Annotated in this window: 12 protein-coding genes; 5 read left to right on the top strand and 7 right to left on the bottom strand. The window is 45.7% G+C overall.

What is annotated here, in order from left to right; all coding sequences use genetic code 11:
* The first annotated feature begins 20 nt into the window (after nucleotides 1–20).
* The 4 genes from psbE to SYNCC9605_RS00975 are packed head-to-tail and all read left to right on the top strand — an operon-like array spanning nucleotide 21 to nucleotide 751.
* Nucleotides 21–269: a cytochrome b559 subunit alpha gene (gene psbE, locus SYNCC9605_RS00990; protein ID WP_006850675.1), complete on the top strand. Its 249-nt coding sequence runs from the start codon at nucleotides 21–23 to the stop codon at nucleotides 267–269.
* 3 nt (nucleotides 270–272) lie between these two features.
* The gene (gene psbF, locus SYNCC9605_RS00985; protein ID WP_006851435.1) at nucleotides 273–413 is read left to right on the top strand and encodes a cytochrome b559 subunit beta; all 141 of its coding nucleotides are present in this window, start codon (nucleotides 273–275) and stop codon (nucleotides 411–413) included.
* Between the two features lie 7 nt (nucleotides 414–420).
* Entirely contained in the window at nucleotides 421–540 is a 120-nt protein-coding gene (locus tag SYNCC9605_RS00980; protein WP_006852026.1) for a photosystem II reaction center protein L, read from the top strand.
* A gap of 10 nt (nucleotides 541–550) precedes the next feature.
* Nucleotides 551–751 carry a photosystem II reaction center protein J gene (locus SYNCC9605_RS00975; protein WP_011363231.1) on the top strand — a complete coding sequence of 67 codons (201 nt, stop codon included), beginning with the start codon at nucleotides 551–553 and terminating at the stop codon, nucleotides 749–751.
* A gap of 81 nt (nucleotides 752–832) precedes the next feature.
* Here SYNCC9605_RS00975 and SYNCC9605_RS00970 read toward each other — a convergent pair whose 3' ends face one another.
* The 3 genes from SYNCC9605_RS00970 to SYNCC9605_RS00960 form a co-directional block, all read right to left on the bottom strand.
* Nucleotides 833–1,105, bottom strand: coding sequence for a hypothetical protein (locus SYNCC9605_RS00970; protein ID WP_041434331.1), 273 nt, complete (start codon nucleotides 1,103–1,105; stop codon nucleotides 833–835).
* A gap of 592 nt (nucleotides 1,106–1,697) precedes the next feature.
* The gene (locus SYNCC9605_RS00965; RefSeq protein WP_011363228.1) at nucleotides 1,698–4,790 is read right to left on the bottom strand and encodes a rhamnan synthesis F family protein; all 3,093 of its coding nucleotides are present in this window, start codon (nucleotides 4,788–4,790) and stop codon (nucleotides 1,698–1,700) included.
* Nucleotides 4,791–5,430: 640 nt separating this feature from the next.
* Nucleotides 5,431–7,203 carry a hypothetical protein gene (locus SYNCC9605_RS00960; RefSeq protein ID WP_011363227.1) on the bottom strand — a complete coding sequence of 591 codons (1,773 nt, stop codon included), beginning with the start codon at nucleotides 7,201–7,203 and terminating at the stop codon, nucleotides 5,431–5,433.
* A 539-nt stretch (nucleotides 7,204–7,742) separates the two neighbouring features.
* On the opposite strand from SYNCC9605_RS00960, the gene SYNCC9605_RS14405 reads away from it, so the two are divergent.
* Nucleotides 7,743–8,000, top strand: coding sequence for a hypothetical protein (locus SYNCC9605_RS14405; RefSeq protein ID WP_011363226.1), 258 nt, complete (start codon nucleotides 7,743–7,745; stop codon nucleotides 7,998–8,000).
* A gap of 192 nt (nucleotides 8,001–8,192) precedes the next feature.
* Here SYNCC9605_RS14405 and SYNCC9605_RS00955 read toward each other — a convergent pair whose 3' ends face one another.
* The 4 genes from SYNCC9605_RS00955 to hisS are packed head-to-tail and all read right to left on the bottom strand — an operon-like array spanning nucleotide 8,193 to nucleotide 12,857.
* Nucleotides 8,193–9,212, bottom strand: coding sequence for an NAD-dependent epimerase (locus SYNCC9605_RS00955; protein ID WP_011363225.1), 1,020 nt, complete (start codon nucleotides 9,210–9,212; stop codon nucleotides 8,193–8,195).
* The gene (locus SYNCC9605_RS00950) at nucleotides 9,212–10,615 is read right to left on the bottom strand and encodes a nucleotide sugar dehydrogenase (protein WP_011363224.1); all 1,404 of its coding nucleotides are present in this window, start codon (nucleotides 10,613–10,615) and stop codon (nucleotides 9,212–9,214) included. Before SYNCC9605_RS00950 ends, SYNCC9605_RS00955 begins: the two co-directional genes overlap by 1 nt.
* On the bottom strand, nucleotides 10,612–11,562 hold the full coding sequence (locus tag SYNCC9605_RS00945; RefSeq protein ID WP_011363223.1) for a UDP-glucuronic acid decarboxylase family protein: 951 nt from the start codon (nucleotides 11,560–11,562) through the stop codon (nucleotides 10,612–10,614). Before SYNCC9605_RS00945 ends, SYNCC9605_RS00950 begins: the two co-directional genes overlap by 4 nt.
* A 2-nt stretch (nucleotides 11,563–11,564) precedes the next feature.
* Nucleotides 11,565–12,857 (bottom strand): histidine--tRNA ligase, encoded by a 1,293-nt coding sequence (gene hisS / locus SYNCC9605_RS00940; protein ID WP_041434330.1) that lies wholly within the window; start codon nucleotides 12,855–12,857, stop codon nucleotides 11,565–11,567.
* Between the last annotated feature and the right edge of the window lie 72 nt (nucleotides 12,858–12,929).

Below are 12,929 nucleotides of genomic sequence, written 5' to 3'. Positions count from 1 at the left end.
TTCCTGATACGCCCAACGCCATGGCCGCCGGCTCAACAGGAGAACGTCCGTTCTTCGAAATCATCACGAGCATCCGTTACTGGGTGATCCACGCCGTGACACTGCCTTCCATCTTCCTGGCGGGCTTCCTGTTCGTTTCCACCGGCCTGGCTTACGACGCCTTCGGAACACCTCGTCCCGATGCCTACTTCCAGGCCTCAGAAAGCAAGGCTCCCGTGGTGAGCCAGCGCTACGAAGGCAAGTCTGAACTCGACATCCGTCTGAAATAAGCAATGACACAAGCACCTCCCGTCGCCACAACGCCACGCAACTATCCAATCTTCACGGTGCGTTGGCTTGCTTTGCACACCCTCGGCATCCCAACGGTGTTTTTCCTTGGCGCCCTCGCCGCGATGCAGTTCATCCGCCGCTGATCTACCCATGGAACGCAATCCCAATCCCAACAACCTGCCAGTTGAGCTCAACCGCACAAGCCTGTATCTGGGCCTGCTGTTTGTTTTCGTGACCGGCGTGCTCATGTCCAGCTACTTCTTCAACTGAGGACTATTCGATGAGCGGAAAAAAATCCCCGTATCCCGACGGTCGAATTCCCGATCGCAACCCTGATGGCACACCTGCTGTGCCCTGGAGAAGCCGCTGGACAGAAGGTGTTCTTCCTCTATGGCTGGTTGCCACTGCGGGAGGCATGGCCGTTCTTTTTGTTGTGGGACTGTTCTTCTACGGCTCCTACACTGGCGTTGGCTCCGCTTAATAGATTAAGCAAAACAAATCCCTTGGATATATACCTAAGGCAGTATATATCCAAGGTATTTCCGCTGGAAACATGTAGATGTTATTTTTGAACATAATTATAAATAATTTCAGTTGATTTAGCCTGGAGCTCTTCGAGTGATTCAATAATTTTTTGCTTTTTTTCACTAAGTAAAAAATAATACTCGACTTCTTCTTGGAGTTTTTCTATATGCTGCATTGCCAACTTCCCATCGGCCAGAGATTGCTTGTATTTTGCGTCCTGGCATTCCACTTGCAGTTTTAACTCACGAATGCGCCTCTCCAGACTTTTGATTTCAGAACTAGAGTTATTGACATCGGAGTCTTGATTCACAAGAGAGGAATTTATTGGATGCATCATCGCAGACTAGATCTACATTCCAACTATACCAGAACAACCCGCACTGTGATTTGCCGTAACATCAGAGTAAGCTTGAGATCAAACCGTCCTTTTAATTGAGACGAATCCTATTCTGAGAGATCGAGCTTGAGACAACTTCATGACTGAGCGTCATCATGGCAAGGATGAAGATGGCTATAAAAAGATTTGACAAAAACCGGTGACGCGACCCTCTTAGTACTGAAGAACAGACGAAAGCAAAAATATTGTCTCTATCAATAAAATTAAATAATGCAGATTGACAGAGAGTGTCGATTGAACCTACACACAAAAAATTTCGACTATTGAGATGACGAAAGCCAAACACTAAAACACCCACACAAATCATAATCAAATTAATTACTCATAGATCGATGATTTATTAAAACAAAACTCACTAACGCATTTCCTACACAGCACAAACCACATAATGCTATAAATAATCTAAGACGTTAATCTAAAATTCAAATAATAGAATTTTTGGATGGATAGACAATTGAAAAATATTAAGCATTTAATAATTTTCAATCATCTAGAAATAACCAAGTTAGTCCATGCCAGATTTTATCACTGATGATTTAGAGGATGAAAATAATTTCGCTGTCTCAGAGTTCTCACGATTATAACGTTTTAAGTAATCCAAAATTGAAGCCTGCCAGTTTAAGTCTTGCGATCTAAGTATATTCGGCAAATTATCTAGATTAATTTTTAAAGGATTATCTCTAATCAGCTCTTTCTTCAGATAAGGATATCTTGAGCGAAGCAGGGACTCCCAATTAACATGAGTTGGATTTGTAGCCTCAGAGGTTCCGTATAGAGCAATTCCTTTGAAGCCAAGACGGACCAGGCGAGCAGACCAGCCAACCTCGTAGTTCATTATAATTTCATATTTAGAATCTAATATGCCTATATTAAACCAATACAACTTAAAAAACGAAGAACTAAACACCTTTCTAGAGTAAAATATGAAAAAGCTTTGCAAGTGCCACGACGGAGTAATTGACGAAGTTAATCCCATGAAATCTGCTTCTGAAGAATAACGATTGATCCTGGCGAAAGTATCCGAAAAATCATTCAAAGGGCCCCAATTGCTGTCATTAGCAAGTAAGACGCCTTCGTAATTACACAAACGAGCATAATTTTTTCTGATTACATGAGACCAACATCCAAAATCATATCCACTATTTTTACGAATTAGAATTTGGGAACAAAGAGGCTTGATTTTTTCAACTTCTTCAGGAGCATTGGCCAAACATTCTGAGCTGGACACGAAGAAGATATCGCAATATTCACTTAGTTTTTCAAGATGATAAACACAATCATCTGTAATCAAAGGATCTATATCATAATGTACAAATATACAGGCATATCTTTGTTTCATCGAGTTATGCACCTGATGAAGTACGAGATCGTCAAGCTCTATATCTGAGCTAGGCTTTGAAGTATGATCAATAAACTTACGATCAAAACTTGTTTTTACAATTTTCTGAAGATTATTGAAGACTGTACTAACACCAGTGAATTTATCTGGACGAGAGAATATATCCTCGTGACGAGAAACTAAATTTACCCTTTCATGATAAAGCCGGGTTCCAGATTCATCATCGTTATCATCACCTCTAGATTCAGATTCTAAATGATATATCTTTACCTCAGTAGAGCAAATTATAGGTCGCTGATGATATTCTTTTGTGGCTCTAAAGCATAGATCAACATCATTATAAGCAACTTTGAAATCCTCATCAAAGCCATCTATTCTAAGAAATTCTTCCTTCTTCATAATCATACATGCAGCTGTTACAGCAGAGCATTCATGAGTCCGCTCCCATGGATGAACATAATGGTCTAAAGAGAATCCGTGGTTTGAATGTGTATAGTGACGAGAGAATGGACTGTTGATCGCAATATGTTTTTCCATGGTCGAAGAAAGACCATTGTGCTGAATTTTTCCACTTGGATATAACAATTTTGAACCAGTAATAACGGCGTTATAAAAACAGTGCGTTTTAAGCAATGTGGTGACCGCGAAACTAGATTCAATTACGATATCGTTATTTAAAAATAATAGATATTCCTCTTCAACAAAATCTACGGCGTAATTGTTAATTTTAGCGTAATTAAACTCACCAGGAAAATCAATGCAAACAAAAAGATCTTCATATTGATTTTTTAGGCGATCCAATACCTCAAATGTTTTAGGTTCAATTGAACCATTATTAATAGCATAGATTTTCAATGCTACCTCTTCTTCGTTAAGAATGAGAGATTTTACACAATCTTCTAAAAGGTGAATCTTATCTTTGAAGGGTATTACAACGCCAACAGAATTATTCAGGCTCGGTATAAATTTAACAATTGAATTTTCACCATCAACATGAAGTGAACTTTTAGTACTTTCAGATTTATCAGATTGGTCAATAGAAGCTAGCTGTTTCTGCCAGGTCTTCACCAAGTCTCTCCTAATTGGGAAAAAACTTGATTTATAATCATTCAAGTAGTAAAAAGGCGACCAATAAGTAGAATGAGTGGAATCAAAATTAGCAATAGCTTTGCTAAATGATTCACTCAAGATTTCTCTCTTCAAGTTAAATTCTACTCCAAAATCCTCTAACTCGAGCACCAAAGCATGAAAATATCCATATGCAGTTTGATAATCTTTAAGACTACTTACAACGGCCAAGACTTCAATTGAGTTTGCAATAATGCAGCCATTTGTAATATCAGAAATCAACATATTAGGTCGTGAGTACTCGGTAACAGCACAAAATCTTCCGTTATTAGCTGAATAGCCGAAAATAGCAGTCCGATCTTCTAGTTTGATATCAACAATCCATTTTGCTGCAGATCGGGTCAACGTCTTACCCTTTAAAAGTATGCAGAGATTGTGATCATCTGAGATATTATAAAAGAGATATTGCTCTATAGTCATGGATGAACCATTGTGTGTATACACACAAGTATCCTTTATACTGTATACATCTGCATGCAACTTAGATAATTGAAGAGACTTTAGATCTAGCCTTTCAGATTCATCCAAATCATCGTAATTATCTACGATATAAAGAAGATTCCCGTCATATTTTTTCTTAGCATGAGAGAAAGAAAGTGATGAATGACGCCTACCTTCCAGAATTTCTATATAACCGTATCTTAGAAAATGATCAATTACTGAAACACAAACTCCACGATCAACGGCTTCAGGGACATCAGGATTATCAATTGAGTATTCCTTGACGGAGTAATGAAAGAGATTGGCTATTGGATCATTGGACGTTAAATCAGGAATAATTATTCTTCCGGTATCGATTTGAAAATTGTCAAAAACTAATTCGACTATTTTGTCAATTAAATTCGAATCTATATTATTTTTTTTGCTATACTCAGAAATTTTTTCTTCAAAAACTGCTCTTAAATCAGGGGTCAACTCGCTACATAAATTATCAACATTATATTCTTGACTTACAACAGCATCTAATGGGTGAACAAAGCCAGGATTTGTCTTTGCAAGAAGATTTTCCCATGAACTGATTAGACCAACAGGATAATTTAAATTACGTGCTTGATTTACGATTTGGTTGGCTGAACTGTAATCTCCAGAGGAAAGAAAATGTGAGAACTGCTTAGCGAGGGAATTGTCCATGGAGGAATGACTCTAGAGAAGGTTTGGTTTATGCGGTACAAAAATTTGCGAAATAGATAAATAGGCTTTTACAAATAAAATCTCCTAAAATACCTATTTTCAGAAACAGGGTATTTAAAATAACAACAATTGATTCTTAGAATCCGTTGCCAAATATTACCCCGCAACGACAGGAGTAGCTGCATGCAAGATCGAATGCAATTTATAATGAAAGAGGGGTTCATTGGGAATGATTCGTTGTTTTATTGTACCAAAATAGATGCCGCTCAACTGAACTGCAGAGAGTCATCCGCTTCTCTGGATAACCACTGCAAAAACCAACCAAAACCCACCGAACTGATTATCAGAAAAAGGAAATAAAAAGCAACATTCTAATCGCTGAGATCTGCTGATTAGAGGCTAATCTCCACAAAAAGCAAAAAATGCTATCTATATGCACACAAGCAAGCGCAAGTGCATAAACACATCCCAAAATCAATTAATATAATAAACATCAGTTCAAACCAGTTTTTATAATTATTTATTACAAATCAACGATTGAAAGCGCGCTAAATTATAAGCTATTTAAATATTGTTTATTTTGGGATCATTTAACTAAATAAATCAATAAAAGCAATATAGACAAAAAAGTAAATTGGGCTTACTTTTCACTGTGATTTGGAAGAGTCAGTGGCGCCAAAGGAGTTACTGGTTCAATCTTGAGCTCGATTAAGGTTTCCAATAGTTTATTGTAAACGGCCTGCCAAGGTAAACTGTAATCCATATATCCAACGCGATTTTCAGGATCAGGTTGGTCTTCTACTAATGCCTTATCAACAGTTTTAGTACAATAATGTATATGTTGAGCCTTATGATCTGCCATTTTATTACTCATGTGCCCTACCCCAGGCTTTTGGCATATTCTTGCTATATTTATAGAGCCTGTAGTATAATTAGCCATAAATAAATCAACTGACATACCAATACGAATTTTTTCCAACATAGGTAAACCAGCAATAACACCAAAACGTCCATGCTTTCTAAAGGGCAATTTCTTTATAATTTCTTGAATAACATCATTATCTTTACGTGATTCTTTTCGATGATAATCCGAACGATCTCCACTGACCAATGGCGGAGTCCATCCATCAAAAACAACTGCTAGGTTGGGGTAATGCTCATAAAGCTTATTTAAGATTGCCGCAGTACCTTCAACTTGTTCTAACCAACGGCGCTTTTGTCCCGTAATTCCTACCCATAGAAGTGGTTGAGATTCTTCTAAGAACTCCAAAGCACCTGAGGATGCTAAGTGTGAACTGGTATCTGCAAATTCACGCAATGAAGTATCAGTTGTGGTGGCAAGTGTAAATGAGTGGGGATCAGGTTTAGAATTACAATAAAACCACAAACCCAATTTTAATAAGTATCCTTCTTGGGATTCGGTCAATTTATTTAAACTAGCCTTGGTGCAAATCTGATGCTGTTGAACAAGCCCCAATCCAGCACCTAAATCAATAAAAGCTTCATCATCCTTGGAAAAAAGGGCATCTTCGGAAAGAAGTTCCCCTTCATCCCGAATGCGCTGTAACGCTAAAAGTGAATCGTAGTTGCAGTGATAGGGGCGTGCATGTCCAACAAGATAGCCATGAAAAGAACGTGATCTATCAAGTTGATAAAAATCAGGCGTGAGAGATAATTCGCGTAAACACGACAAAATATTTTGGGGGGTGATATGACAAACAATAATTAATTTATTCAGTCCTGGAATAAAAATAGCATCACAACTTGTCACACCCTGGAAAACAAACAGACGCTGATCTGCCTCTTGGATCATCAAAACATTCCAGTCCACCAAAAGCCGGCTTCCAAGCAAAACACCATCTTCTTGTGAGAAAACAGCTGGAAAACGACCAAGCCGAGACAGCCGGGCCATATGAACAACAAAATCTGGTCTTGTTACAAGGTCACAGAAAGCAGAAAATTGAGATGGAGGATTTCCAGCATGGACAACTTCAACCGTACTTAATATGCTCTTCGCTAATCCCCCAAGATTTAGAGCAGGCATTAGCCTCTTATAACCCGAGAAATAATTAGTCCATTTGGTTGCATCATCAAGATTCGTCATATCAAGCCTCATCTGCATCCACGGGCATTGGATATTGTTAAGAAGAAGCTTAAAAGAGACATCAATATCTAGCTCTTTGGTTGGGATCTCGCCCTGAATAATATGATTGCCTTCGTGAAAATGGCACGGAAAAGACCAACTACGAGAGCCACTAACCAGTAAAAGTGAAAAAGCTGGTGGTGATAGCTGATGTTTTGGTACGATCACACCAACAAAAGAAAACTCGTCAAGGGCAATACTTAAATGCTTTAATGTTATATTGAAGCCAAAATGATCAATTGGATTAATACTAGTAATCTTAGCAAGCATCCACCAATCAGCGATTTTACTTATTCTAAACCATGCGCGCTCAAATAAGCTTAATTGCTATCGAATTCAGCATGAGAGCTCTCACAGCAGGTAGATAGAAAGATCAAATAGAAAGTCCCAAAGGAACAAATATGATTTTTAAAGTCCAAAATAAACATCGAGAATAAATATTATAAAGCGTTAATCCTTATTTACACAGGAATAATTTGTGTGCTCACCCTTTATTGACGGCAACAAAGAGATCTCGTCTTTTTATTCGAGGTAAAATCAAAGTCACCCTTGACGGTGGACAATTCACAAATTACACCTTTGATGCCAATTCACTGAAAAGCGAACAGGAAGAATTTACATTGCTGGTACCTCTCAATACGCCAGGATCGACAGCTAACTTAGGTTAGTAAACAAGCTTTTATGAGCAATAGGTTGAGGTCACAACAAGGCAGTGATATAATTAGAAAAATTATGCCTAGATTTAAGTCGCTACTCCCATGGTGCATTCACACCATTGAGGCATTCCATAACAAATCAAGAGAACTACAGTGCCTGATTCAAGCAAACTAAGTCAAGAGTTCAAAGAATTTAGATTCCGACGTCGCTATGATCATTTATTGCGATTTAGGCTCAGGAATGCAAAGCCCAACGAAATTATTAAAGCAGCTCGAGAGCTTGGTTTTAAAATAAATGCCAAAGATTTAGAAAAAGCAAGGTCCAGAAAAGCAGAACAAGCCGCAAAGAAAGCAGAACCAATTCAAAAAAAATCAGCGTTTGACCGCCTAAACAACTTTTTCAAATGTTAGATATTTCAATGCCGAGTGTAATTAATCTGAGCTGCATTATGCAAGCTTAGAGATAACAATCGTTCTGTTATTGAAAACCCTATCAGAACGTCCTCCATCCTCAAAACAAGATAAAAAGTCGTTAAAAACGGTTACGAAATTGGTATAAAAAATATTTTTACCCTAATTATTTAGCAAAACAGAATAAGCAAATTAATTAAAATATTCAAAATACCAATTCGCAAATCTTTGAATTCCATCTTCAATAGATGTTGATGGGGTGAAATTAATCCATTTTTCCAAAGCGGAAGTATCAGCAGCAGTAGCTATTACATCGCCAGGCTGAATCGGTTGAAAATCTTTAATAGCTTCACGACCAAGTGCCTGCTCCATCACCTCGATAAAACGCAAAAGTTCTGTCGGCTGGCTGTTGCCAATATTGAACACCCGGTGCGGTGCTGCCGCCGTTGCAGGATCAGGTTGAAGCGGATCAAACTCCGGATTGGACGTCGCTGGTTTATCGCAGCAGCGCAGCACCCCCTCAACGATGTCATCGATATAGGTGAAGTCGCGCTGCATCTTGCCGTGGTTGAAAACCTTGATTGGCTCACCAGCCAGGATTGCCCTAGCAAACAGCATCGGAGCCATATCAGGACGACCCCAAGGTCCATAAACCGTAAAAAATCGCAGCCCGGTGGCAGGCAGCCCATAGAGATGGCTGTAGGTGTGAGCCATCAGCTCATTGGCTTTTTTGCTGGCGGCATAAAGGCTCACCGGGTGGTTCACCGGCTGACGTTCGTGAAAGGGAAGATTGCGATTGCCGCCGTACACGGAACTGCTTGAGGCGTAAACCAGGTTTTGCGTGCCGTGATACCGGCATCCCTCCAGCAGGTTGCCAAACCCCACCAGGTTGCTTTGGATGTAGGCCGCAGGGTTTTCCAGCGAGTAACGAACGCCGGCCTGTGCCGCCAGATTCACCACCACCTGTGGACGCTCTTCGACGAACAACGCCATCAATCCCTGATCATCTTCGAGGGCTAGGCGCTCAAACCGCCAGGCCCCGGCCGGGGCAATGGCTTCAACCTGACGCAACCTCGACTGCTTGAGGCCGGGGTCGTAATAGTCATTCAAATTGTCAAGGCCGACAACGCGATCACCGCGTTGCAACAACCGCTTCGACAACGCTGCACCGATGAAGCCGGCTGCCCCGGTGACCAGAACCGTTCTCGACATCAGCCCTCTCCATCCCCCACGCACCAGAGGTTGAGACCTGACGCTCTGACCTGCCCGTGATCAGTGATCGCGCGGGCGTCAAAAACCCATGCCGGCTTTCGCATCCGACCAGCAAGAGACATCCAGTTCAGGTTGCGGTAGTCCTGCCACTCGGTGAGCACCAGCACCGCATCGGCCCCCGTTACCGCCTCTTCAACACTGCAAGCTTCAGCCCAACTTCCAGTTGCACTGAGTGCGTCCGCCTGAGGGGCTGCCTCCTGCTGCAGATCCCTGGTCATCTGGCGAGCAACCACTTTGGGATCGTGAATGGCCAGCTGAGCACCTTCCTCAAGGAGGTCGCGGCAGATACGGATTGCCGGGGCTTCACGGGTGTCGTTGGTGTTGGCTTTGAAGGCAAAACCAAGAATCGCCAGCCGCTTTCCTGTCACCGTGCCAAACAATTTTTCCACCACCAACCTGGCAATGCGGTGCTGCTGCCAAGTGTTCAGGGCCACCACACTCTCCCAGTAATCCGCCACTTCCGGCAGCCCGAAATGCCGGCAGAGATACACCAGGTTGAGGATATCTTTCTGAAAACAACTGCCACCGAACCCCGGGCCAGCATTCAGGAATTTCGGACCAATCCGACTATCGGTGCCAATCGCCCTGGCCACCTCACGCACATCTGCTCCGCTGGCCTCACAAAACGCGGCAATCGAGTTGATCGAGCTGATCCGCTGCGCCAGAAAAGCATTGGCAGTGAGCTTGGAGAGCTCACTGCTCCAGAGGTTGGTGCGGAGAATCTGCTCCTGCGGAACCCAGTGGGCGTAGATCGCCGCGAGTGCATCAATGGATGCTGGATCATCACCACCGATCAACACCCGGTCGGGAGCCTCCAGATCACGGATGGCCGTGCCTTCCGCCAAAAATTCCGGATTGGAGAGCACCGAAAAGGTGCGCTGACCTTCCCCATTACTCGCTGCCTGCAGGATGGTTTTGATTGCAGCAGCGGTACGCACCGGCAGGGTGCTTTTCTCCACCACAATGGTGTGTTCGGTAGCCGCTTGAGCCACCTCGCGTGCACAAGCTTCCACCCAGCGGAGATCACTGGCCTGTCCAGCTCCCAATCCCTTGGTCTTGGTGGGCGTGTTCACCGAAATGAACACCATGTCTGCAGCAGCGATTGACTCAGCCACATCAGTGGAGAAATGCAGGTTGCGCCCCCGCGCTCGTTCCACAACGCGGTCGAGCCCCGGTTCGTACACCGGCAACTTGCTGAGGTCAGCGTCATTCCAGGCATCGATGCGCGCCTGGTTGATGTCCACCACCTGCACTTGAATCTGCGGGCAGTGATCGGCGATCACCGCCATGGTCGGACCACCCACATAGCCCGCACCGATGCAGCAGATCCGTTGAATGGTCACGTCCCGCAGCCTTCGGCGATTTCGAGGAGATTACGGAAGGAGTGGATGGTGGGAGCCAGACCCTGCTCCAGTGACACAGTCGGCTCCCAGTTGAGCTGCTGACGGGCAAAATTTATCGCGGGCTGCCGCTGGCGAGGGTCGTCTTGCGGCAATGGCTTTTCCATCAACGGCAGATTCGGCCTTATCTGCTGGCGGACCAGCTCCGCCAGCTCACGGATCGTGAATTCAGCGGGATTGCCCAAGTTGATGGGGCCGGTGTGATCGCCGTTCATCAGGCGGATCAAGCCCTCAATCAGATCGCTCACATAACAAAAGGAGCGGGTCTGACTGCCATCGCCGTACAGCGTCAACGGTTCGCCCCGCAGGGCCTGCACGATGAAGTTGCTCACCACCCGGCCGTCATCGGGGAGCATTCGGGGGCCATAGGTGTTGAAGATGCGCGCCACCCGCACCTCCACATCATTCATGCGTTGGTAATCGAAACAGAGGGTTTCTGCGATGCGCTTGCCCTCGTCGTAGCAACTGCGGACACCGATGGGATTGACGGAGCCCCAGTAACTCTCCGGTTGAGGGTGGACCTCAGGATCTCCGTAGACCTCACTTGTGCTGGCGAGCAGCAGCCGCGCACCCACCCGCCGCGCCAGGCCCAGCATGTTGTAAGTGCCGAGAAAGCTGGTTTTGGCTGTCTTGACCGGATTGAACTGATAGTGAATCGGCGAGGCAGGGCAAGCTAGATGCCAGATCCGATCCACCTCGAGCTTGATCGGTTCGGTGACGTCGTGACGGATGAGTTCGAACCGTGGATGGCCAATCCAGCGGGCAATGTTGGCCTTACGCCCCGTGAAGTAGTTGTCGAGGCAGATCACCTCATCACCGGCCTCCATCAGACGATCGATCAGGTGAGAGCCAAGGAAGCCGGCACCGCCAGTGACGAGGTGGATCTGCATCCTCAGGGGGTGAGCAGTTTCTCCACGATCGCGGCAACTGGCGCAAGCGCAACGGTGGATTCCTCAGCCTGCTGCTGTAACCGCTTCAGGCGCACCTCACCGCGCTCGACCTCCTCGTCTCCGAGCACCATGGCCCAGCTCGCACCACTTCGATCCGCCCGTTTGAACTGCTTTCCGAAGGCCGAGCCCGACCCATCCAACTCCACCCGCAGCCCAGCGGCCCGGAGGTCCCGTGCCAAGGCAAGAGCGACACACTCGGCCTCGTCACCACGGTTCACGAGAAAAACGTCAGGGGCTGCAGCTGCCGTCAGCCGAGCAGCGTCACCCTGAGGATCCGCCTTCGCTGCCGCTTCCAACACCAGCAACAACCGTTCCATGCCAAGGGCCCATCCGATGGCAGGGGTCTGAGGACCTCCCAACTGGCCGATCAGGCCGTCGTAACGACCACCCCCACAAACAGTGGCCTGGGCCCCAAGTTGATCGCTGGTGATCTCGAAAGCTGTGTGGCTGTAGTAATCCAAGCCACGCACCAATCGGGGATTCAACAGGAAGTGAATCCCAAGGGAAGTCAGCCCACGCTGTACCTCTTCGAAACGCTCACGGCTGGCATCAGAGAGAGCATCCACCAGCGTGGGTGCATCTTCCAGCAGCGCCTGGGTGTTCTTGTTTTTGGAATCCAGGATGCGCAGGGGATTGGTGCTCAGCCGCGCCTGGGAATCAGGATCAAGGACCTCCGATCGCTGCTCAAGCCAGGCCACCAGAGCATTGCGATAGGCCTTACGGTCTTCAGCGGTGCCAAGGCTGTTCAGCTCCAACTGCAAACCGCCCACACCGAGGGAAGCCAGCAGATCCCAGGCCAGGGCAATCACCTCAACATCACTGCGGGCCCGCTCAGCTCCAAGCCACTCCACCCCGATCTGATGGAACTGCCGCTGTCGGCCAGCCTGGGGGCGCTCATAGCGAAACATCGGCCCGGCATACCAGAGCTTCTGAGCGCCCTGGCTGAGCAAGCCGTGCTGCAGGGCGGCACGCACCACCGATGCAGTTCCTTCGGGCCGCAATGTGCAGGAGCGATCGCCCCGATCCTGAAAGCTGTACATCTCCTTACCCACCACATCGGTGCCCTCACCGATGCCTCGGCAGAACAGATCCGTTGTCTCCAACAGCGGCGTCCGAATTTCACCGAACCCAGAACGCTGGAAGTGCTCGCGCGCTTTGGCCTCAACCGCCTGCCAACGCTGAAGCACCTCCGGCAACAGATCGACCATGCCCCTGAGGCTCTGGAGCTGACTCACGTGCAGGATGCAGGTACAGCGGCTCAGTCTGCCGGGTGGAAGCACTGTGGAACAAAGCCGGGGATCTGCTTG

The sequence above is a fragment of the Synechococcus sp. CC9605 genome (assembly GCF_000012625.1).
Lineage (GTDB): Bacteria > Cyanobacteriota > Cyanobacteriia > PCC-6307 > Cyanobiaceae > Parasynechococcus.
Note: the sequence above shows the minus strand (reverse complement) of the source record. Positions and strands in the feature narration are given on the sequence as shown.